Raw genomic sequence first — 22,946 nt, 5'->3', positions numbered from 1 at the left:
AACAGTGCCAGAGTCTGACGAGACAGCGCTTGGGAGCATGACTCGCTCAGGCTTAGGCTCCAGTACCAAGCCCAAGGGATTCACTCGAAATTGCCAAAATTGCGCTCACAGGCAAGCTGAACATCAAAAACCAGAATTGCTCAAGAAAGGAGAAAACCGAATGACGGACGTGGTTTGGCAATTGCTGCTGATTGGATTGGCGGCAGGGTTAGCGGGGGGCCTGTTTGGCATTGGCGGCGGGGCGATTATGGTGCCTGCCATGGTGCTGTGGCTGGGCCTAGACCAAAAATTAGCAACGGGCACATCCCTTGCGGCTCAGGTGTTGCCGATCGGGCTGTTGGGGGCGATGGTGTATTACCGCAACGGCAATCTCAATATCAAGTACGGGTTGTTGATTGTGGTGGGATTGCTGGTGGGGAATTACTTTGGGGCAATATTCGCCAATCAACCCTACATCAGTTCGGCCCTGATGAAGAAACTGTATGGGGGCTTTTTGCTGCTGATTGGGTTGCGCTATTTGACGGTGCGCTGAGAGGTTGATCAACAGGTTGGGCGATGATCGCACGGACTGGGAATCAAGGTGGGGGATGATCTGGCAAGCGCCATACATATGAAAACGATGGGAGAAAGTCGCCCATGATTGCTTGGGCTATTTTGCAGGCGGGTGGGCCGGTGGTTGTGCCCTTGCTGTTGGGATCGATCGCGACGGTGACGGTGGCGATCGAGCGGGCTTGGTTTTGGGCCCAGGTGCGGCGCGATCGATCCCAACTGGTTCCAGCAGTTTTTGAGCTGTATGGACGCGATGCCAAGGCGGCGATCGCCCGGTTCCAGCAATATGCCGACGGCCTCCCGATCGCCCGCATTAGTTTGGCAGCCTTGGAGCTACACCGCCCCCACCCGATCGCCTTTCGCTTGGCCCTCAGCGCCGCCACCCAAGCCGAACGGCCCCAACTGCGGCGCTTTGACCTGTGGTTGCAAACCGTGACGGCCCTGGCTCCGTTGTTGGGCCTGTTGGGCACGGTCACTGGCCTGATGGGAGCCTTTGCGGGTCTCGATTGGGCCGGGGAGGGCCCCAGCCGCGTGAATGCGGGTCTGAGTGAAGCGCTGGTTTCCACGGCGATCGGGCTGGTGGTGGCGCTGTTGGCCCTCACCCTGGGCAATCTGTTCCGGGCCTATGCTCGACGGGAGCAAATGGCCATTACGCGCGATTGTCGTACCCTAGAGCGGCTGTATTTGCATCATTACTGGCACTTCAACGCGCCCGATCGGCCCGGATACCGCCGCCGTCGGCGCGATCGGCGCGATCGTTCAAGCCCCGCCCAGCTCTAGGGTTACCCGATTTTCCAAGCTCCCGATTTTTCAAGCTCCCGATTTTTCAAGTTCCCGGCTTTCCACTGCTCAGAATCCCTGAGTGTCCAGATCTAGTGTCCAAATCTCTGGTGTCCAAATCTCTGGTGTTCAAATTTCCCCAATATTCAAATTTCCACCGAATTCAAATTTCCACCGATTCTCTACGCCAGATTTACAGTGTTGCTTCATTGATGTTACATTTCTTCACAGGAGGCTAATTAGCCAACGCCCGGAGAACTGTCAAGCACTAACCGCCGCTTCAAGTTGCCATCAACCCTATTCGTTGAAACTGCTGAAACTGCGATGGTGTGCGTCTTTGTCACTCAAAATGCAAAGTCGATGACATCCCCGGCCAGGTTTTAATTGGTATTCTCCCAACACAGCAAGCACGGCCAGCCGCCCCAACGGCTGGCTTTTTCACGATCGGGGTAGCAATCACCGCTGCGATCGAACCCGTTGCCCAGCCCTCGGAGATCTTGGCCCAATTTGCAAAGCGTCGTGATAGACTTTTATGCCAGCAAACCAGCCGCTCGATCGATGCTGTTTTAACTGTTTGGTGAGTTTTGCTGCCCCCATCGTGGCAAAATCTTCAGCAGCAACACACCCGATCGACAACGCACGGGTCACACGGCTCCGGATGGCTAAAGGTCAGCGCTTGACTGCTCAAGACTGGCGACAGATCCTTTCCTTTCAATTGAGCAATAGCAAGTCTATTTGAATTGAATAGTTATCAAACAACCTTTATTCAGCAGCTTGCAGCAGAGCGTTTGATATCCCCGCGCGAGCTGTGTTTTGCTCAGAGCTGGCAAGTTTTCCAAACTTGTCTTTTCCATCGAGGTGCTCTCGATTCAATGGCAACCGAATGGTAACTGCCAACCACCACATCCAGTCACCCGGCGCTTAGTCTCCTGGCGCTTGCTGCAAACCATCAGAGGGATCCGTCATGTCCATTCGCCTGTACGTTGGCAATCTGCCCAAAGAAGTCGATCGCAAAGAACTCGAAGCCGTCTTTGCCGGCACGGGCGACCTGACCTCCACCAAGGTCATTGTCGATCGCAAAACCGGAAAATGTCGCGGTTTTGCATTCGTGACGGTTCCCACTGATGAACTCGCCGACCAAATCATCGAACAGTTCAACGGTTCCACCTTCAAAGACACCGTGCTGAAAATTGAGAAAGCCATGCCCCGCAAAGGCAAGGGCGATGACGAAGCCCCCGAAAGCGCCGAAGCTAGCCCCGTCAAGGCAGCTCGCCGCAGCGGTGGCGGTGGTGGTGGCAAAAAAGGCAACGGTGGTGGTCGTCGTGCTCCTGGTGGGGCTGTGGTTGCCGAAAGCAGCGCCGCTTCTGCCCAGCCAGATCCCCGCTGGGCCGGTGAGTTGGCGAAGCTGAAGCAACTGCTGAACGCTCAAACGACTGGCTCCTAAGGTTTTCTAGGTTTCCGGCGGGGCAATTGGGTTCAGGTCAGCGGTTCGATCGCCCTCAATTGCCCGAGAAGCCAGAAAAGATTGAACGCCCATTGAACGTTCATCGTGCAACAATTGACCCGATCGCAGCTCTGATCCTGTTGATGAACCCAACGGCTTAAGGTCGGCTTCAGTCGGTTGAGGTTAATTCCAGACCAGTTGCCCAAACCGCACAACGTTTTCCACTCTTCAGAAATTGCAATCACACCATGTTTGGTCGTGGGTTTGTCCCTTGCCAGATGTGGTGTTTTTTTTGGCTGAATGCCAGAAATTCTCAAGAGTAATCTCCAAGGGCAATATTCAAGAGTAATCTCCAAGAGTAATCTCCAAGCATGAGTTGGCGGAACCGGAGGGCAAGGGCGATCGCTCGATCGCTCTCCATCGTGATAGCAAGGGAAACATTGACCCTTTAAGGATCTCTCGGAAAAAATTACGAATTGGAAATTTTAGCTGAACATCTAATCGATCTTCAGAGTAAGCTCTAATTGGGGATTAGCAGTTCGCCATCTACTCCAATTTGCTGGAATCTACTCCAATCGGCTGGGATCTACTCTAATTCGCCTGCGCTGATCTCCTCTTCGCCAGTGCTTTCATCGGCCCATATCAGGGACAATTTCAGCGAAATCTGGCATCTTTGGTTAGCCTTGCTCTGCAAAATGCGATGTAAGACGCAACTCGAGATTTTCAACCCAAGATTTTCAACCCAAAGCTTTATTGAAAACTGAATCCCAGACTAGATTTCAGACTGAATCAGGGACTAGATCTTAGATTTAAGGCTGAATTTAGACCGGAGTCTAAAAACCATATCCCGAATTGGAGGTTGGAATGGGTTAACCTCAATGCCATTCATTCAGTGATTCATTCAGTGCGATTAATTCAGCACCAAGAATCCAGTGATATTGATTCAGCACGGTTCAGAGCCGATCGAGCAGTTTGCATGATCCCACTGCCCATTTGGTCATTGCTGATCGCGTCCTGACCCATTTTGATTGAGTTACTTGACCATTTTGCTGACGGATGATCAGGAGTCAGTGGCGCGTCTTTGAGCCGGTCGCAGTGAGTTTTGCACCGGTTCCTAGGCGGAGGTTATACAGGGTGGTGGTGTGAATTCGCGATCGCCCGGTCACAGGTGCTTTGACCCATGAAAACTGCACTTCAACTAATCCTAAGGGTGTTAGGGTGTGCCCCCGATCGCAGCCTGCGGTTTTTCCTGGTTACAGACGCTGCGTCAGGGAATCAACAGAATAGGAACGGCCGCATCATGATCGGCTGGATTGCGGGATGCTCAAGTGCAATTGAATGGGCGAAACCACAACATAGTCACTCCTTGTTCTACGTCACCCTTAACCTGGTAAACCCAAGGCTATGAAGATTCTGATCTATTCCTACAACTACCATCCTGAGCCGATCGGGATTGCACCGTTGATGACTGAGCTAGCGGAGGGGCTGGCTCGGCGTGGTCACGAAGTCCGTGTTTTGACGGGAATGCCAAACTACCCGGAACGGCGGATTTACGAAGGCTATCGGGGCAAGTTGTATTGCACGGAAGTGATTAACAACGTGCGAATCGATCGCTGCTATGTCTGGATTCGACCCAAGCCCGGCCTGCTGACGCGGTTGGCCCTGGATGGCAGTTTTGCGATCACGAGTTTCCTGCGGGCCCTGAATGGCTGGCGGCCCGATGTGATGTTGATGACTTCGCCCCCGTTGGCGGCAACGGTTCCGGCGGCCCTGCTGCGGTGGATGTATCGCTGCCCTCTGATCCTAAATTTGCAAGATATTTTGCCGGAAGCGGCGGTGCATACGGGGTTGATTACCAGCAAGCGGGCGATTCAGGTTTTTGAGGCCCTGGAGCGATTTGCCTACAAAACCTCAACGGCGATCAGCGCGATCGCGGAGGGTTTTGTGGACAACCTGGTGAGCAAGGGGGTGTCGCCCAACAAGATTGCCCTGATTCCCAACTGGGTGGATGTGAACTTTGTGCAGCCCATGCCGAAAAACAATGCATTTCGTGCAGCCCATGGGTTACAGGGCAAGTTTGTGGTGCTTTATTCGGGCAACATTGCCTTGACCCAAGGGCTGGAAACAGTGATTGATGCGGCGAAGGTGCTGGATGGCCGGCCCGAGGCGGCCCAAATTCAGTTCGTGATTGTGGGTGAGGCGCGGGCGATCGAGCGATTGGGGCAATATTGCCGTGAAAATGCCGTGAGCGATCGGGTCAAGCTGTTGCCCTTTCAACCTCGGGAAGCACTGCCGGAAATGATGGCGGCGGCGGATGTGAGCTTGATTGTGCAGCGGCGCAACGTGGTGGGCTTCAATATGCCCTCGAAAACCCAGGTCATTTTGGCCAGTGGCCGGCCGATCATTGGATCTGTGCCGGGCCATGGCACGGCGGCCCAGGCCATCCGGCGCAGTGAGGCGGGGATTGTAGTGGAGCCGGAGTCGCCCCAGGCCTTGGCGGAGGCGATTTTGGCCCTGGCTCAGGATCCCGATCGGGCTGAACGGTTGGGTCGTCAGGGTCGCCAACATGCGCTGGAGATGTATAGCTTTGACTCGTCGCTCGATCGCTACGAACAGTTGTTTAACCACTTGGTGAAGCAGTCTCGCCGCCATTCGGCTGCGGTGACAGTTCCGGCGGCCTTGGCGGGCACGTCGCAACCGCTGCAACTGCCCCAACCCTCAGCCAGCAATCGATCGCACTAAATTACTCGCGATCTCAGCAATTAGCCTTCTTGATCCAGCGTGATTCAGCGAAATTCCGCCAGATCTCGCAAGGCTAGCCCAATGCGCCTGGGTCAAAAAGTCCTAGGTCAGCTTCAGGGCATCGTAACTGCCGAACACCTTCAAGGTTTCCACCCGATCGCGCAGTTCTGCCAATGCTGCCTGGGTGCGAGCTTCCTGTTGCCCGGCTTCCAAATCCAAAAAGAAAACATAATCCCCCAGGCCGCGCTTGGAGGGACGAGACTCAATCCGACAAAGATTGATGTCCCGTTCTGCCAAGGTGGCCAGGGGCTGCAAAAGGGAGCCGGGCCGGTTAATGGTTGAGAAGGCGATCGCCGTGTGGCTGCCGGTGAGGTGTGCCGGTTCTCGGGCAATGACCCAAAACCGGGTGCAATTGTCTGGGCAGTCACTGATATCACGAGCCAAAACGGGCAAATCGTACAGTTGGGCCGCTCGCTCTGAGGAAATGGCAGCGGTTTGGGGCTGTTCTTGCACGTTGGTCAAGGCTTCGGCGGTGGAATTGGTGGGCAGGGGCTTGGCGTTGGGCAAATGGGTTTCGATCCAGCGCTGACATTGAGCCAGGGCTTGGGGATGGGAATAGACCGTGGTGATCGCCTTCAGGTCTGGGGCTTGGGTCACCAGCACATGGGCGATCGGGAGCAACACCGCCTGTTGCACATGTAGCCCCTCCAGTTGCCAAAGGGTGTCGAGGGTGGTGGTGACGCTGCCTTGAATGGAATTTTCCACGGGCACGACAACCAGGGGCACTTCGCCGCTGGCGGCCGCTTCCAGGGTTTTGGCAATGCTTGGGTAGGGGCGAAACTCCCCTCGGAAGGCTTCCTGGCTCGATCGCCACTGGGCATAGCCATTGGTGGCGGCCTCGGCATAGGTTCCCGCCGGGCCAAGGTAGCCAATCGTGATTGGGTGGGGGGAATCGGTCATCGCCATAGCCATCGCCAGAATATGGGGTATGAAATCCGGTATGCGGAATTAGGGAGTTGCAGGGTGCGGAATCGGCAGCGGCCATCAAGAACCGTTGATGAACCCTCGTTTTGAATCGCTGCCCAGTTTGCAGAAAGTTCTCCGCAGAAAGTTCTTTGCAGATAGTTCTCAGAATACGATTTCCAGATCCCGACTGTGCCGGTTGATGCGCCCAGTCTTGGGCCGAATTGAAGCCAACCGATCGCCCCGAGACCAGGGTTTTGGCAAAATGCACCGCCACTCTGGGCGATCGCTCGGGTTCGGCTGGCCGCCCCCCGCTGATCGCCAAACCGGTATGATGGAATGCATTGGGTAGCGTTAAGTCATGCTTAGTCCCCAAAATTTGGGTCTAATCGGGTCTAATCTGCGCCAACCGCTTGCCAAGGAGCTGTTCTGTGGCGACAGCCCGGCGGTGACCACCGTTGCCCAAGGATGAGTTGAACCTAACGCGGAGACTTTTTCGGTGGCTGCTGGCTTCTCTGCCTCACAGACGATCGATATGCCGGTGCCGCCAATGCGTCGCCCGGTCGCTGAATATCTGCGTCAGCCGCACCGGGTCGCGTTGGCGGCGGCCCAACCGGGGCACTTAGTGGCCCTGGGGGGCGATCGCTATCGGCTTTCGGTGCCAACCCTAACCTTTGCTCATTTGCAGTTCCAACCCATGGTGGATTTGCGGGTTTGGACTGACGAAGCAGGCGTAGTGCGGATGCGATCGGTTGGTTGCCAACTGGTGGGCCTCAAGGGGTTGGACAACGGCTTTTCCCTGGAGTTGACGGGCCAAATGCGAGCCATTAGCACCTCAGCGGGCGATCGCCTGAAGGGTGTGGTGGATTTAGGGGTGCGTGTAAAATTGCCCCCACCGCTCGATCGCCTGCCGGCCGCCACCATGCAGTCCACGGGTCAACTGCTGTTGACCCAAGTGCTGGCCAAGATGAAATATCGCTTGGTAGACCGATTGAGCGCTGACTATCGCCGTTGGGCCACGGAGTCCACCTCCGCCTCGCTGCCCCTGCGCTCTATCCCAGGCTCCAATGCCGCCCGCCGCAAAACCCCATGACCTCCGATTCCAGCCCTGCAATCAATCCCATGACCCCTTTGCTCGAGTCGGCCCTCGATCGCCCCGCCACCGTGCGGATTGTGGGCGCGGGGCCCGGTGACCCCGACCTCATTTCCGTGCGAGGTCAAAAACTCCTGGCGGCGGCCGATACGGTCTTTTTTGCTGGCTCCCTCGTGCCGGAAGCAATGTTGAGCCATTGCCAGCCAGAGGTGGAAGTGATCGACACCCGATCGCTCGTCTTAGAAGATTGGTTGCCCACGTTGATCGATCGGGCCCGGGCCGGAAAACAGGTGGTGCGACTGCAAGATGGCGACCCCTCCCTCTATGGCGCACTCCATGAAGTGGTGGCCCAACTGTTGGAGCAAGAAATTCCCTTTGAAGTGGTTCCCGGAATCAGCGCCTTCCAAGCGGCCGCCGCCCGTTTGGCCGTGGAGCTGACCGTGCCCAACCTGGTGCAAAGCATCATCCTCACCCGGGCCCGAGGCGAAACCCAAGTGCCCGACGCGGAAGATCTAGCCAGCCTGGCCGCCCACAAAGCCAGCCTTTGTCTATACCTGAGTGCCCACCATGCCCAGCGGGCCCAAGACCAGCTCGCGGCCCACTACCCACCGGAGATGACCATCGCGGTTTGCTACCGAATCGGGTGGGAGGATGAGCGAGTGGTACTTTGCCGGTTGGATGAGTTGGCCAGCATCACCCACCAGGAAAAACTAACGCGCACCGTTCTTTATGTGATTAGTCCGGCCCTGGATGCCATGACCACGGCCACCACCGCCCGATCGCGCCTTTACAGCGGCGATCACCGCCACATTTTCCGTCCCAAAGCCAGCCAAGCCTAGACTTGAGGGGATCAACTACCCATCGCTGGAATGGGTATAGCCCAGCAGCAATAGAGTTTCGAGTAGTGCCAGAATTCAGTAATGATGAGCGACTAAAAGCCTCGCGGTGTCAGCGATCCGTTACCGAAAGCCATCACCACACAGGCACTACTCGCTTCTGAATATAATGGTCTCCTAACTCAGAATTGATCCCTATCTCCATGCCGAAGTCTGCCGCATCCACCACTAATCAGGGTGCCAACCTTGGTTATGAGTCCGACCTGTTTAAAGCAGCGGATAAGTTACGGGGCAACATGGAGCCATCGGACTATAAGCACGTTGCCTTGGGCTTAATTTTTCTGAAGCACATTGGCGATCGCTTTGAAGGGCGGCGACAAGAACTGATCGCAGAATTTCCCGATGATGCGGAAGCTCTGGAAGACCGGGACGAGTACATGGCCGAAAACGTTTTTTGGGTTCCCCCGGTGGCCCGGTGGTCACATCTGCAAGCGAATGCCAAACAGCCGACGATCGGGAAGTTGATTGATGAGGCAATGTTGGCGATCGAAAAAGAGAATGCCTCACTCAAAGGCGTGCTACCGAAGGAATACGCCCGGCCAGCACTTAGTGCAGTGATGCTGGGTGAATTAATCGATCTGATTTCCAATATTGCGTTGGGCGAGGCTCAGGATACTGCCAGGGACGTTTTGGGGCGGGTCTACGAGTATTTTTTGGGTCAATTTGCTGGGTCGGAAGGAAAGCGGGGCGGCGAGTTTTACACACCCCGATCGGTCGTGCGGGTGATGGTGGAAATGCTGCAACCATTCCAAGGGCGGGTCTATGACCCCTGTTGTGGTTCCGGCGGTATGTTTGTGCAGTCGGAAAAGTTTGTGCAAGATCACGCGGGGCGAATTGGCGACATTGCCATTTATGGCCAGGAAAGCAACTACACCACTTGGCGACTATGCAAGATGAATTTGGCGGTTCGGGGGATTGATTCCGATATTCGTTGGAATTCAGACGGATCGTTTCATAAGAATGAATTGCCCGATTTGCGCGCCGATTTTATTTTGGCGAATCCGCCCTTTAATATTTCCGATTGGGGTGGCGATCGCCTGCGGGAAGATGGGCGCTGGAAATTTGGCATCCCGCCAGCGGGCAATGCGAACTATGCCTGGTTGCAGCACATTTGGCATCATTTGGCCCCCAGGGGAACGGCGGGCGTGGTGTTAGCCAATGGGTCGATGTCGTCGCAACAGAGCGGTGAGGGTGAGATTCGCAAGGCAATGATTGAAGGGGACGCGATCGATTGCATGATTGCGTTGCCGGGTCAGTTGTTTTATTCAACGCAAATTCCGGCCTGTTTGTGGTTTTTGGCAAAGGACAAATCAAACGGCATTGCGAGGGATAAAAAGCTGCGCGATCGGCGGGGAGAAATCCTATTTATTGATGCCCGCAAGTTGGGCTACATGGTCGATCGCACCCGTCGCGAATTTAGCGATCAGGATGTGGCGAAAATTGCGGACACGTACCACGCTTGGCGCGAAGGCAGCGGCTATGAAGACGTGGCGGGCTTTTGCAAATCGGCGGCCTTAGACGAAATTCGCGGCCATAACTATGTGCTCACGCCGGGGCGGTATGTGGGAGCGGCGGCAACGGAGGAGGACGATGTGCCCTTTGAGGAGCGGATGGCGGAGTTGACGGCAACGCTGGCGGAACAGTTCAAGGAGTCGGCAAGACTGGAGGGGGCAATTCGGGAGAATTTGCGGGGCTTGGGCTATGACTTTTGAGGCCTTTTGCTAGGCGGTGGTATCGATTCCTGATATTTGTAGTTGTTCGATCGCCCATGGGAAGGCTGAAGCGATGGCAGATATAGAAATTACTGGCGATGTTCCGCAGGCTCCGGGGGGGCAAATTCTGATTTATCAGGATGGGGGGCTGAATTTACAGGTGCGTTTGGCTGGGGAGACGGTGTGGCTAACCCAGCGCTTGATGGCTGACTTATACCAAGTCTCGGTTAAGACCATTAATGAGCACCTTGTCAACATTTACAGCGAAGGTGAACTGGACTCGTCGGCAACTGTCCGGAAATTCCGGATAGTTCAAACGGAAGGGGCGCGGCAAGTCAAGCGAAACCTCGACCATTACAGCCTTGAGGCGATTTTGGCGGTGGGGATGCGGGTGCGGTCGGCGCGGGGGACGGTGTTTCGGCAGTGGGCGATCGGGCGTTTGGGGGAACTCCTGGTGAAGGGGTTCACGATGGATGATGAGCGCATCAAGGCGGGGCGGACGCTGGGGGATGACTATTTTGAGGAGTTGCTGGCACGGATTCGGGATATCCGATCGTCGGAGCGGCTGTTTTATCAAAAGGTCTTGGACATCTACGCCACGAGCATTGATTACGATGGCAATGCGGAGGCATCGCAGCTATTTTTTAAGACGGTGCAAAATAAGATGCACTGGGCGGCCCATGGCCACACGGCGGCGGAAATTATCGCAGAGCGGGCGGATGCAAACCAGCCGAATATGGGTTTAACGTCTTGGAAAAATGCACCCCATGGCAAGGTTCGCAAGGGAGATGTGGGAATTGCAAAAAATTATTTGAGTCAGGATGAGTTAGAGGCTTTGAATCGGATTGTGTCGGCGTATTTGGAGTTTGCGGAGCTTCAGGCGCTGAATCGAAGACCGATGTATATGAGTGATTGGATCACAAAGTTAGATGATTTCTTGAAGTTGTCGGATCGGGAGATTTTGACCCATGCGGGCAAGATTTCAGCAGCCCTGGCGAGGTCAAAGGCGGAGGCAGAATACGAAAAATTTCATGAGTTTCAGTTGGGGGAACCGCAACCGGTGGATGATGATTTTGGTGAGGTTATGGGCAAGGTTAAGAAAATTGAGACGATAACGAAGCGAAAAACTACCCGTAAGAAAAAGAGTACTGATTGATAAGAAGGTAGCGATCAATGAGTGATCTAAAAGAAAGACCGCATCTTAGCTTGCTACAGCAGAAACGAGAGGATATCCTCGCGATCGCCCAAAAACACGGGGCTAAGAATGTCAGGATTTTTGGTTCTGTGGCCAGGGGTGAAGCGGGCAAGGATAGCGATATTGATTTTTTGATTGATTATGACCTCGATAAAATATCGCCTTGGTTTCCTGCGGGTTTACTGCTAGATTTGGAAGCACTGCTGGGGTTTAAGGTTGATGTGGTGACTGAGCAGGGACTCAAGCCGCGAATTAGAGAGCGTGTACTAAAGGAGGCTCTCCTGTTATGAGAATGCTAGCTAGAAGTTGCGGGCGGTTTTGCCGAGTGTGGCGCGATTGACAGCGGCGTTAGATGAAATTATTGAAGGTAAAGGAAGGGCGATCAATGAGTGAGTGGCAAATAATGTCTCTTGCAAAAGCTGGAGTTGAGCTACTTGATTGTGTGCATAAAACACCAAAAGCTCAGTCAAATGGGATGCCTTATATTTCAATTCCACAAATGAAGAATGGAGAGCTTGACCCAACTGATGCTCGCCGAATTTCTCATGGTGACTTTGTAGAGTGGACAAAAAAAGCTCTTCCAAAACGTCATGACGTTGTTTTATCTAGACGTTGTAATCCTGGGGAAACAGCATATGTACGTGGTGATTTCCAATTTGCGCTTGGTCAAAATTTGGTTTTGCTACGATCAGTGGGGAATCACATAGCTCCAGAATTTCTTCGCTGGTTAGTGCGTAGTCCTGGTTGGTGGGAAAATATTGATAAGTTTCGGAATGTAGGGGCTGTATTTGATAGTTTACGATGTGCTGATGTGCCAAATTTCGAGCTACTGATCCCCCCACTCCCTGAACAACAAGCGATCGCCCGTATTCTCTCTGCTCTCGATGACAAAATCGAGCTGAATCGGCGGATGAACGAAACCTTGGAGGCGATCACGCGGGCGATTTTCAAGGATTGGTTTGTGGACTTTGGCCCCACCCGCGCCAAACAGGAGGGCCGCGCCGCCTATCTGCCGGAGCATTTGTGGTCGCTGTTTCCAGAGGCGATCGACCCTGAAACAGGTATACCGACGGGTTGGAAACTTAGTAGACTAGACGAATTAGTTGTTTTGCAAAGAGGATTTGATCTTCCAAAATCAAAAAGACAAAATGGAAATTTCCCGGTTATTGCAGCTAGTGGCTTCAATGGAACCCACAACGAATATATGGTTGAACCGCCAGGTGTTACCACGGGAAGAAGTGGAGTTTTAGGAAAGGTTTTTTACATACAAGAAAAGTTCTGGCCACTGAATACATCACTTTGGATCAAGCAGTATATTGATACAACTCCAATATACGCTTACTTTCTTTTGCAAAATATTGATTTCAGTTCGTTTAATGCTGGTTCTGCGGTCCCAACGTTGAATCGAAATCATATACATAATTTATTTGTGCCTAAGCCCAATATCGAAATCATTAGAGAATTCAGCAGCTTGGCAGAAAATCTTTTCAATCTACAATACCGCAACTCCAAAAGCTCGGATGATCTTGCTGACCTGCGCGATCGCCTCCTCCCCAAGCTCATGTCCGGCGAAATTCGGGTTAAAGATGCTGAAAAACTCGTGGAGGAGGCGGTATGACAGCAGATTGGTATCCCGGCATTCGGGCATTCTGCCAACATTGGAATCATGCCCAAACCCTACAAAACACCTTCGCAACATTAGAACAAACCTTTGCTGAAGAACAGGATGCTTGTATTGACGCGGCAAAAGCAATGGTTGAGTGTGCCTGTAGGGTAATTATCGAAACCCTAGATGATCCTCAGAATCCCAAAAAACCTACCGAATCTGATCCTAAGCTTGGCAAGCTTCTTGGGATTGCCACCCAGATGTTAAAGCTAGGAGAAATCAGGCATCGCGCCTTTTCAGATTTAATCCGAGAATATAACCGTCTTGCAGAAGCACTGCGAGTTCTCAGAAATGAAGCAGGCACAATTAGTCACGGGAGAGATGGTTTTATCACCAAACTCTCAATTCACCATCGCCGCACCGCAATTCTAGCCGCCGATGCAATTGTAACCTTTTTACATGAAGCCTATATAGAGCAAGGATTAGACCCTTTGCACACTCTGGAACCTTACGATCGGTTTGAACTTTCCAACACGATAATTGATAAATATACTGTCTTAAAGGTGGATGAATATCAAGATGATGGGTTTCTCTCCATCACAGCTAAATTACCCAATGACGATGAAATTTCTCTTGTCATTGAACCTTCGCGGCTCTTATTTGGGGTCGATCGGCAGGCTTATAAGGCGGCCCTTGATGCCTGCCGAGATGCTGAGTTGATGGATATTAAATCCCCAGAGACTAATCTAGAAGAAGCTGACTAGCAGTACTTAGCCAAGTCTAGCTTAGGAATACTTTGAAATCCTTCTAAAACTTCGCCTTAAAGTTTGTTGACTCCTTAAGCCAATCCAATGTTAAAAGACATCATTGCTGTTAAACCTATTCAGGACTATCAACTTTTTCTAACCTTTGAAGATAATCAGCAGGGAATCGTTGATCTGATCGAAATCATCGAATTTACAGGCATCTTTGAACCCCTCAAAAATCATGAATACTTTTTAACCGTCCGCGTCGATCCTGACCTCGGCACAATTTGTTGGGACAACGGCGCAGACATCGATCCCGTCCTTTTGTATAGCAAGCTCTCTCAGCCCGATCGCACCCTGGCCGACCTGCGCGATCGCCTCCTCCCCCAGAGCTTCATGTCTGGCAAAATCCGAGTCAAAGAAGCCGAAAAAATGGCTGAAGAGGTGCTGTAGTGCTGAATCAGGAAGAATTTGAAACATTGATCAACGACCCAAATAAATTGATCGAAGGCGATATTGCTTGGAAAAAAGAGCGATCGCCTTGGTCAGGTTTTCGGGCAGAAATCATCAGTCCTGCGGGCTATCCCCTCTTTCTCAAAGGCAGCTACAACCCGATTATTGCTGCCCTGTCCTATCACATTATTCATCACGCCGCTGGACGGATTTATGGACTCGATCTTGGCAAAGATCATCGCAACCCCAACGGCGAATATGTCGGCGAAAAACACAAACACCGCTGGTACGAACCCCTACGGGACAAACAAGCCTACGTTCCGCCAGATATTACCGCCCCCGCCACTGACCCCATCCAGGTTTGGCAGCAGTTCTGCCAAGAAGCAAAAGTCATCCATAATGGCATCATGACACCGCCCCCCGCCGCACAACTCAACCTGTTCCTATGACCACCTCGCCCTGCCAACTGATTGCAGACACCATCGGGCAACTCTACACCTGCTCCGAGGTGAATGGCTTGGTGCGGATTCGGACTCCCTATCTTTATCCCGACGGCGACGTAATCGACTTATTTCTTAAGCCCGAAACCCAAACCTTAACCGACCTCGGCGAAACCCTACGCTGGCTAGATCTGCAAACATTTCGGCAGTCCCTGTCTAAAAAGCAAGAATGGTTTCTGCAAGATATTCAAGTGACTTACGGCGTTGAATTATACGAGGGAATGCTGTTAGTTCGGGTGCAAAATAACCTAGCAGAAGCCATCACTCGGCTCGCCCAAGGCGCGATCGCTGCATCTAATTTGTGGTTGCTGAATCGAACTCGACTCGCCAGCACGGTGAATGATGATCTTGCCGACCTTCTAGAAGAGCGTCAAATTCCCTATGAACGAGATATTAAGGTAGTGGGGCGATCGGCTCGCTCTTGGTCGATGGACTTTCAAACGAGACACCCACGACGCAGCACCTTAATTAAAGTTCTAAGCACCGGCAATCGGGGCGCAGCCAATAGCAAAGTGAATAACGCTGTGGCTGCTTGGGTTGACTTAAATCAATTGCAACTCACCACAGAACCATTACATTTCATTTCGTTATTTGATGACAGCTTAGATGTGTGGAGTTCTAGCCATCTCAGCCAACTTGCTGAATTTTCCAATATTTGCTACCTATCTCAGCCAGAAGAACTGATTGAACAATTGGTAACATGATCTATTTGAACCGCTATGGCCTACAACAACTTCACCCTAAACTCCGTCAAAGACCTATTTAAACTCAAAGTTAAAGACGCTCCCTTCTGCGAAACCTTGCCGCCCGCAGAACCCTCGCCCGAAATGGCCAGCATTCTCGCTGAATGGTTCCCGATCGCCCAGGCCGCCCGCACCGAAAAAGCACTCTCTGAAATGTTGGTGAGTCCCATCCTGCTCGAAGCCAGAAAACTCGCCCACCGACAAGTACAACTCTTTTCGGGTGAAGAATTTGATGTCGATCGCGATCGGGGCCTGAATGGCTTCTGTGATTTTTTATTTAGTCGATCGGAAAGTCGATTAACGATTGATGCACCCGTCCTAATGATCGTGGAAGCCAAACGCGGCGAGTTGGAATCTGGCCTCGGCCAATGCGTCGCCGAAATGGTCGCCGCCCAAATTTATAACCAACAACAGGAACAGCCCATTTCAGTGATTTATGGCTCAGTCACCAGCGGCAAACTTTGGCAATTTCTCAAACTAGAAGCCAACACCGTCACCGTTGATTTGGCCACCTATCCCGCCATGCCCGTCCAAAAAGTCCTGGGTATTCTGAAATGGATGTTAGTTCAGTGAAAAACCGATAACAGAAACCTTGATCAAAAATCAGCAGCTCCCGCCATGCCCTACCTCAGCGAAGCCCAGGTTGAACAACTCCTCCTTGAGCAATTCCAAACCCTTGGCTATGGCTACCGGGCGGATGTTGTGGTTAACCCCGACGGCTCCCAGCCAGAACGGGAAGCTTATGCCGATACGATCCTGAGCCAACGGTTGCGAACCGCCCTCGATCGCCTGAACCCAACGATTCCCGCCGCTGCCCGCGATGATGCATTTAAAAAAATCATTGCCACCGAAAAGCCCAATTTAATTGAAGAGAATCGGCGACTCCATCAAGCCTTAGTTGAAGGAATTGATGTGGAGTTTTACGCCGAAGATGGCACGATTCGCGGTGATAAAGTCTATGCGATCGACTTTGCCAACCCCGACAATAACGATTGGTTAGTCCTCAACCAATTTACGGTCATTGAAAACGGCCACAAACGCCGCCCCGATGTGGTGGTTTTTATTAATGGTCTGCCGATCGCCGTAATCGAAATTAAAAAACCCGGCAGCTCCACCAACACGCTCACCGCCGCCTATAACCAACTCCAAACCTACAAAGCCCAAATCGCTACGCTCTTTCGCACCAACGCCGCCCTGATCACCACCGACGGCCTCACCGCCCACATCGGCTCCCTCACGGCCGATCGAGAACGCTTCGCGCCCTGGCCCACGATCGACGGAATAGCGATCGCGCCCAAAGGTCAACCCCAAATGGCCGTGCTGATTGAGGGCGTATTTGAAAAACAACGCTTCCTAGACCTCATTCAAAACTTCACGGTCTTTAGCGACTCCGGCTCCGGCATCCGTAAAATCATCGCTGGCTATCACCAATTCCACGCCGTCCACAAGGCGATCGACCGCACCGTTTCTGCGATCCAAACTGATCAAAAAGCCGGCGTGATTTGGCATACCCAAGGCTCCGGCAAAAGCTTCCTAATGGCGTTCTATGCTGGCCAACTGGTGCGCCATCCTGACCTACAAAATCCGACGATCGTTGTGATCACCGATCGCAACGACCTAGACGATCAACTCTTTGGCACGTTTTCCATGTGCCGCGACCTGATTCGCCAAACACCCCAACAGGCCGACAGCCGCGAAGACCTGCAAGCCATTCTGAACCGAGCCGCCGGGGGCGTTGTTTTCACCACAATCCAAAAATTCGCCCCCACGAAAGGCGAAACCACGTATCCCCTGTTGAGCGATCGGCGCAACATCATCGTGATTGCCGACGAGGCCCACCGCAGCCAATACGGGTTTAACGCCAAGGTCGATCGCACCACGGGCGACATGGCCTACGGCTTCGCTAAATATCTGCGCGATGCCCTGCCCAATGCCTCGTTTATTGGGTTTACGGGCACACCGATCGAGTCCAGTGATGTCAACACCCCCGCCGTTTTTGGCAACTACATCGACATCTACGACATCAGCCGCGCCGTGGAAGATGGCGCAACCGTGCCGATTTATTACGAAAACCGCCTCGCTCGAATTCAACTCCCCGAAGATCAAAAACCCCAAATTGATGCGGAAATCGAAGAACTTTTGGAGGACGAGGAACAATCAGAGCGGGTAAAACTGAGTCAAAAATGGGCTACGGTTCAAGCGCTAGTCGGCGCAGAATCTCGCCTCAAACTAGTTGCCGCCGATTTAGTTCAACACTTTGAAAATCGGGTTGCAGCTTTGATGGGCAAGGCCATGATTGTCTGTATGAGTCGATCGATTGGCATCAAGCTCTACGACCAAATCATCGCGCTCCGTCCCGATTGGCACAGCCTGGATGACAACACCGGCCGGATCAAAATCGTGATGACGGGTTCTGCCACTGATCCCCTGGAATGGCAACCCCACATTGGCAACAAGGCCCGCCGCGATCTGCTGGCAAAACGCCTGAAAGACCCGGACGATCCCCTGCAATTGGTGATCGTTCGGGATATGTGGCTGACCGGGTTTGATGCCCCCGACCTGCACACAATGTATGTGGATAAGCCCATGAGAGGCCATGGACTGATGCAGGCGATCGCCCGTGTGAATCGGGTTTTTCGTGATAAGCCTGCGGGCCTCGTTGTGGACTACATCGGCATTGCCCAACGCCTGAAGGAAGCCCTCCGCGATTATTCCGCCCAAGACCAAGAACGCACGGGCATCGATGAAGCCGAGGCGATCGCCGTCATGCTGGAAAAGTACGATATTGTGCGCGCCCTTTTCCACGGTTTCGATTACCAACGCGGCTTGATAGGTACAGCTCAAGAACGACTGGTGGTGATGGCTGAGGCGATCGAATGGGTTCTGGAAAAACAGCACCAAGCCGCCCAGCAAGAAACCGATGAAAACGCCCAAAAACGCGCCCACCGCCACTATCAAGATGTGGTTTTGGCGTTATCCAAAGCCTTCGCCCTGGCCAGTTCTAGCGATCAAGGCCGCCAAATTCGCGATGAAGTGGGCTTCTTCCAAGCGATCCGTGCTGCGCTGGTGCAATCAACCGCAACTGCTCAACCAACCACGACCGGCCGGGAATTTGCCGTCCAGCAAATGATCGATCGGGCCATTACCTCCACTGAAATGATCGATATCCTCAGGGCGGCTGGGCTGTCTTCCCCGGATCTTTCGATTTTTTCCGATGATTTTTTGCTAGAGATTCAGCAAATGCCCAAGAAGAATCTCGCCCTCGAAGCCCTCAAGCGATTGCTCAATGATGAAATCCACTCTCGCAGTCGCACGAATATTACCGAAGAAAAGAAATTTTCTGAGCGATTGGAAAAGGCGATCGCCCGCTATCACACCAACGCGATCAGCGCCGTTGAAGTGATCCAGGAAATGATTAATTTGGCTCGGGATGTCCAAGCCGCACGGCAGCGGGGTGAGGAGCAAGGTTTATCTGCCGATGAAATCGCTTTTTATGATGCCCTGGCCGAGAATGAAAGCGCGGTTGAAGTGATGGGCAATGACAGCCTGAAAGTGATTGCCCACGAACTCTTGATCAGTTTGAAGTCAAACATCACGATCGATTGGGCCCATCGGGAAAGCGCCCGTGCTCGCCTGCGAACTGCCATTAAGCGCATTCTCAAAAGACACGGCTACCCACCAGATTTAGAAAAAGCTGCGATTCAAACCGTCTTGCAGCAAGCAGAAGCCCTATCCAGTCATTGGATGGGCTGCTAAGTCTCGGAAGCTCCATTTTGTCTAGGAAGCCTTTAGCGGGGCTTCTGGTAAAGCACCTTGCATTCGACCTAGCCAATCGATCAAATTATCCAGTTGCTGTTCCGGTTTCACCACGCCTAAACCGCGCACCATTACCTTTTTGGGCATGTAGACAAAGCGCGATCGCAGGTGGTCGGGCAGGTTTTCGGCTAACAGCTTCCAAGCCGGTTCTTCCATCGGTGTTTCCAGGATCACGTGCTGTTTATTCTCGATCCGAATGCGAGAGAAGCCGAGCTGTTTAGCCACCTGTTTTAGTTCCATCACCCGCAACAGTTGCAGGCAAGCGGGCGGAATTGGGCCGTAGCGATCGCTCCAGTCAGCAGCGATTTCCGTGAGTTCCCGTTTAGTGCTGGCGGCGGCAACCGATCGATAGGCACTCATCTTCTGTTCCAGGTCGGGAATGTAATCGTTGGGGATAAAGGCCGTCAGGTGCAAATCGATTTGGGTGTCGTCCACCTGCGGGATTTCTTGGCCACGAATTTCATCGATCGCCTCTTGCAACATTTCCATGTAGAGATCGAAACCGATCGCTTCCATTTGTCCCGATTGTTCCGCGCCCAACAAGTTACCCACACCACGAATTTCCATGTCGCGCATGGCGAGTTGATAGCCCGATCCCAGTTGGGTAAATTCTTGAATCGCGCGCAGTCGTTTGCGGGCGGCTTCTGATAGTAATCCCTGGCGGTTATAGAATAACCAAGCGTGGGCTTGCACCCCGGCCCGACCGACGCGGCCGCGCAATTGGTAGAGCTGAGATAGCCCAAATTTTTCCGCATCTTCAATCAAAATTGTGTTGACGCGGGGAATATCCAAGCCCGATTCCACAATCGTGGTACAGACCAAAATATCCGCTTCACCACTGCCAAAGGACAGCATGGTGGCTTCCAATTCGCCCTCGTCCATTTGCCCGTGGGCGATCGCAATTCGCAGGCTGGGAACTAATTCCACCAATTGCGTTGCTACCTTTTCAATGCCTTCCACCCGAGGCACTACGTAGAAAATTTGCCCACCCCGATCGAGTTCTTGCCGAATGGCCGATCGCACCGCTTCCGGGTCGTAGGGAGCCAAGTGGGTTTGAATCGGACGGCGGTTGGGCGGCGGAGTTGTAATCAAGCTCATTTCTCGAATGCCCGAGAGCGCCATGTAGAGCGTTCGAGGAATCGGCGTGGCGCTGAGGGTCAACACATCCACTTGGGTTTTCAGGGCTTTGATTTTTTCCTTTTGATTCACCCCAAAGCGCTGCTCTTCATCAACCACTAAAAGACCTAAATCTTTGAACTGAGTGGATTTGCTCAAGAGGGCATGGGTTCCCACCACAATATCCAATTCTCCGGTGGCCAAACGCCGTTGAATTTCCTTGCGTTCCTGGGGCGATCGAAACCGATTCATCAGCCCAATTTGAATCGGATAGGGCGCAAATCGTTCCTTCAACGTGTGGTAATGCTGTTGAGTCAAAATCGTGGTGGGAGCCAACAGGGCGCACTGTCTGCCAGCGGTAACGGCTTTGAAAATCGCCCGCACGGCCACTTCCGTTTTGCCAAAGCCCACATCGCCACAGACCAAGCGATCCATGGGGCGATCGCTTTCCATGTCTCGTTTTACGTCCTGGGTTGCCTTTAGTTGATCCGGCGTGGGTTGGTAGGGGAATGAATCCTCTAGCTCCTGTTGCCAAGGCATATCCGGCGGCAGGGCCACGCCCCGCTGTTCCGATCGCGCCGCATACAATTGCAGCAAGTCCACCGCCAATTTCTTGATCGTTTTGCGAACTTTCGCTTTCGTTTTTTCCCAGGCTTTCCCGGTCATCCGGTGCAATTCCGGCGGGCTATCTTGGGTGCGGCGATAGCGCGACAGGCTGCCCACTTGATCCGCCGCCACCCGCAATAATCCATCGGCGTATTGCAACACCAAATATTCGCGGGTTTGGTTATCAAAAACGATTTTTTCGAGCTTTAAAAACCGCCCAATCCCGTGGTTGCGATGCACCACATAATCGCCGGGAGCCAGCTTGTTGGGATCCACCTGTTTGGAGGTGGCGCGGCGACGTTTGCGCACATAACCGGGCGTGGCCAAGGCGTGCTGACCAAAAAACTCCCGATCGGTCAGCACCGTGATCCGATAGGTGGGCAGCACGAAGCCTTCGAGTTCCGCCAAGCCGGAATATTTGACCGCCACGGGGGTGTGGTTGCCCTGGAGCCGATCGATCGCCTGAAAGTCGCGCGGGCTGGGCACAAACTGCGCCGGACAATCGTGCTCTTGCAGCAGGGCCACGGAGCGGCTGGGCTGGGCCGACAGCAGCCAAATGGCGAATTTGCGATCGACCTCACCGCGAATGAAATCCGCCAACTTGCTGAACTGGTGCGGCGTGGGCGGCACGGGCCGGGAAGCCAAATTAATCGGCCGGGGCGGGTTGGCAATCAGGGGCGAGGCCACCTCCGTTGCCAGCTCACTGAGAAAGAAGCGATCGAACCGATCGAGCGCCGCCAACACCTCGCCAAAGGTGCGATGAATCGGTCGCAGGGGTTCCCCGTGGGGCAAGCTGTCCGGGTGCTGATTGACGATCGCCCAATGCTCACCCACCTGCTCCACCCAGCGATCAGCATGGCCCCCGCAATGGTCGATCTCATCGATCGCCACGATCGTCCCCTCGGGCAAATAATCCAGCAAGCAAGCCGGTTGCTCAAAGGCCCGCCCCAACAGCCGCCGCATCCCTTCCGCGTCCGATCGTAACTCCGCTTCCGCCTCCGATTCGTCCAAGGGTTCCGGCTCCCAACCCAAGGCCGCCCGGACGATCGGCCCAAAATCCGTCGGAGTCAGCACCACCCGCGCCACCGGATCGAGCGATCGTTGATTAGCCGGGTCAAACTCCCGAATTCGCTCCAAAGCGTCGCCAAACCACTCCAACCGCACCGGCAATTCCGACGACACCGGGAACACATCGATGATGTCGCCCCGCTGGCTCCACTGGCCCTCCGTTTCCACCAAGGAAACCCGCTCATAGCCCAGCCGCGCCAGCTTGCGCCCCAAATCGCCCAAATCCGACTCGGCCCCCGGCTCCAGATTGATGCAGTAGGGATCAAAGGCCGCCACGGGGGGCAAGTGCGGCTGCAAGGCGCGCTCGGTGGTGACGATCGCGATCGGCTTCGGGTCACTGTGGAGCGATCGCCCCCGCAAATCCGCCAACACCTGTAACTGACCCCAAAGGGTTTCCTGTTCCGGGTCAAAGGGTTCGTAGGGCGAGGCTTCTGAGGTGGGATAAAAATGCAGGGCCCCAAACCCCATCTCTTCCATTTGGGCGGCCCAGCGGCTGGCTTCCTCCAGCGTCGCCGTCACCACCAGCAGCGATCGCCCCCGCGCCTGGGCCAGGGCCGAAATCGTGAAGGCCTTGGGCAACTGGGCCGCGCCGCTAAAAATCAACTGGCGATCGCGATCGAGCCGTCCTAAAAACTCCTCCGTCAAGGGAGACCGCTGCAAGGCACGAACGATCGACGCGAAAGCCATAATCCAGACCCCTTAAAACCTAAACAGAGCGCCAAAATCCCCACCACAGGGAAATTGTGGCGCTTTTGCAGCGTTAGCGTGAATAGTCAGCCCTTCTGATTCTAGGAGGTTGTTGGGTACATTTACCGACCGGGCGATCGGGCGCGCAACCGCTCAGGAGCCGTAGGGTGGGCAATGCCCACCACTATCTAGCCAAAATAGTATCCATCTTTAAAACAATAATTGCCTTTC

21 protein-coding genes are annotated in these 22,946 nt (G+C 53.6%); 17 read left to right on the top strand and 4 right to left on the bottom strand.

The window, feature by feature from the left end; translation table 11 throughout:
* Window positions 1-160 precede the first annotated feature (160 nt).
* From AMR42_RS10900 to AMR42_RS10890, 3 genes are all read left to right on the top strand, one after another.
* Window positions 161-532 carry a sulfite exporter TauE/SafE family protein gene (locus AMR42_RS10900; protein ID WP_099533483.1) on the top strand — a complete coding sequence of 124 codons (372 nt, stop codon included), beginning with the start codon at window positions 161-163 and terminating at the stop codon, window positions 530-532.
* Window positions 533-636: 104 nt separating this feature from the next.
* On the top strand, window positions 637-1,329 hold the full coding sequence (locus tag AMR42_RS10895; protein ID WP_099533482.1) for a MotA/TolQ/ExbB proton channel family protein: 693 nt from the start codon (window positions 637-639) through the stop codon (window positions 1,327-1,329).
* 964 nt (window positions 1,330-2,293) lie between these two features.
* Window positions 2,294-2,773, top strand: a complete 480-nt coding sequence (locus AMR42_RS10890; RefSeq protein WP_099533481.1) for an RNA-binding protein — start codon at window positions 2,294-2,296, stop codon at window positions 2,771-2,773.
* Between the two features lie 32 nt (window positions 2,774-2,805).
* Here AMR42_RS10890 and AMR42_RS19865 read toward each other — a convergent pair whose 3' ends face one another.
* Both AMR42_RS19865 and AMR42_RS21400 read right to left on the bottom strand, forming a co-directional pair.
* Window positions 2,806-3,129 carry a hypothetical protein gene (locus AMR42_RS19865; protein ID WP_143473028.1) on the bottom strand — a complete coding sequence of 108 codons (324 nt, stop codon included), beginning with the start codon at window positions 3,127-3,129 and terminating at the stop codon, window positions 2,806-2,808.
* A gap of 711 nt (window positions 3,130-3,840) precedes the next feature.
* A complete protein-coding gene (locus AMR42_RS21400; protein WP_255407543.1) occupies window positions 3,841-3,966 on the bottom strand; it encodes a hypothetical protein in 126 nt (41 codons plus the stop codon).
* A 211-nt stretch (window positions 3,967-4,177) separates the two neighbouring features.
* Between AMR42_RS21400 and AMR42_RS10880 the strand changes: the two genes are divergently transcribed.
* Complete coding sequence (locus tag AMR42_RS10880) at window positions 4,178-5,515, top strand: glycosyltransferase family 4 protein (protein ID WP_099533479.1); 1,338 nt, start codon at window positions 4,178-4,180, stop codon at window positions 5,513-5,515.
* A gap of 102 nt (window positions 5,516-5,617) precedes the next feature.
* On the opposite strand, the gene pheA is transcribed toward AMR42_RS10880, so the two are convergent.
* Window positions 5,618-6,475 (bottom strand): prephenate dehydratase, encoded by an 858-nt coding sequence (pheA, locus tag AMR42_RS10875; protein ID WP_099533494.1) that lies wholly within the window; start codon window positions 6,473-6,475, stop codon window positions 5,618-5,620.
* A 205-nt stretch (window positions 6,476-6,680) separates the two neighbouring features.
* Here pheA and AMR42_RS20450 point away from each other — a divergent pair, with 205 nt between their 5' ends.
* From AMR42_RS20450 to AMR42_RS10815, 13 genes are all read left to right on the top strand, one after another.
* Window positions 6,681-6,830 (top strand): hypothetical protein, encoded by a 150-nt coding sequence (locus AMR42_RS20450; protein WP_158234450.1) that lies wholly within the window; start codon window positions 6,681-6,683, stop codon window positions 6,828-6,830.
* A gap of 147 nt (window positions 6,831-6,977) precedes the next feature.
* Window positions 6,978-7,571: a DUF1997 domain-containing protein gene (locus AMR42_RS10870; RefSeq protein WP_143473026.1), complete on the top strand. Its 594-nt coding sequence runs from the start codon at window positions 6,978-6,980 to the stop codon at window positions 7,569-7,571.
* 29 nt (window positions 7,572-7,600) lie between these two features.
* Window positions 7,601-8,410 (top strand): precorrin-4 C(11)-methyltransferase, encoded by an 810-nt coding sequence (gene cobM, locus AMR42_RS10865; protein ID WP_099533477.1) that lies wholly within the window; start codon window positions 7,601-7,603, stop codon window positions 8,408-8,410.
* A gap of 200 nt (window positions 8,411-8,610) precedes the next feature.
* Window positions 8,611-10,179 carry a class I SAM-dependent DNA methyltransferase gene (locus AMR42_RS10860; protein WP_099533476.1) on the top strand — a complete coding sequence of 523 codons (1,569 nt, stop codon included), beginning with the start codon at window positions 8,611-8,613 and terminating at the stop codon, window positions 10,177-10,179.
* Between the two features lie 73 nt (window positions 10,180-10,252).
* Complete coding sequence (locus AMR42_RS10855) at window positions 10,253-11,335, top strand: virulence RhuM family protein (RefSeq protein ID WP_199858148.1); 1,083 nt, start codon at window positions 10,253-10,255, stop codon at window positions 11,333-11,335.
* A 17-nt stretch (window positions 11,336-11,352) separates the two neighbouring features.
* Window positions 11,353-11,664: a nucleotidyltransferase family protein gene (locus AMR42_RS10850; protein ID WP_099533475.1), complete on the top strand. Its 312-nt coding sequence runs from the start codon at window positions 11,353-11,355 to the stop codon at window positions 11,662-11,664.
* Window positions 11,665-11,777: 113 nt separating this feature from the next.
* Window positions 11,778-12,992 (top strand): restriction endonuclease subunit S, encoded by a 1,215-nt coding sequence (locus tag AMR42_RS10845; RefSeq protein WP_158234449.1) that lies wholly within the window; start codon window positions 11,778-11,780, stop codon window positions 12,990-12,992.
* Window positions 12,989-13,744 (top strand): abortive infection family protein, encoded by a 756-nt coding sequence (locus AMR42_RS10840; RefSeq protein ID WP_099533473.1) that lies wholly within the window; start codon window positions 12,989-12,991, stop codon window positions 13,742-13,744. Before AMR42_RS10845 ends, AMR42_RS10840 begins: the two co-directional genes overlap by 4 nt.
* An 87-nt stretch (window positions 13,745-13,831) precedes the next feature.
* A complete protein-coding gene (locus AMR42_RS10835) occupies window positions 13,832-14,179 on the top strand; it encodes a DUF2442 domain-containing protein (RefSeq protein WP_099533472.1) in 348 nt (115 codons plus the stop codon).
* The gene (locus AMR42_RS10830; protein WP_099533471.1) at window positions 14,179-14,628 is read left to right on the top strand and encodes a hypothetical protein; all 450 of its coding nucleotides are present in this window, start codon (window positions 14,179-14,181) and stop codon (window positions 14,626-14,628) included. Before AMR42_RS10835 ends, AMR42_RS10830 begins: the two co-directional genes overlap by 1 nt.
* Complete coding sequence (locus AMR42_RS10825) at window positions 14,625-15,383, top strand: DUF1828 domain-containing protein (RefSeq protein ID WP_099533470.1); 759 nt, start codon at window positions 14,625-14,627, stop codon at window positions 15,381-15,383. Before AMR42_RS10830 ends, AMR42_RS10825 begins: the two co-directional genes overlap by 4 nt.
* A gap of 15 nt (window positions 15,384-15,398) precedes the next feature.
* Window positions 15,399-15,995, top strand: coding sequence for a hypothetical protein (locus AMR42_RS10820; protein WP_099533469.1), 597 nt, complete (start codon window positions 15,399-15,401; stop codon window positions 15,993-15,995).
* Between the two features lie 45 nt (window positions 15,996-16,040).
* Entirely contained in the window at window positions 16,041-19,178 is a 3,138-nt protein-coding gene (locus tag AMR42_RS10815; protein WP_099533468.1) for a type I restriction endonuclease subunit R, read from the top strand.
* 21 nt (window positions 19,179-19,199) lie between these two features.
* On the opposite strand, the gene mfd is transcribed toward AMR42_RS10815, so the two are convergent.
* Window positions 19,200-22,715 (bottom strand): transcription-repair coupling factor, encoded by a 3,516-nt coding sequence (gene mfd, locus AMR42_RS10810; protein ID WP_099533467.1) that lies wholly within the window; start codon window positions 22,713-22,715, stop codon window positions 19,200-19,202.
* Window positions 22,716-22,946: the final 231 nt, after the last annotated feature.

It is taken from the genome of Limnothrix sp. PR1529 (assembly GCF_002742025.1).
In the GTDB taxonomy this organism is placed as follows: Bacteria; Cyanobacteriota; Cyanobacteriia; order CACIAM-69d; family CACIAM-69d; genus CACIAM-69d.
The sequence above is the reverse complement of the archived record's forward strand: the minus strand, read 5'-3'. Positions and strand labels throughout refer to the sequence as shown.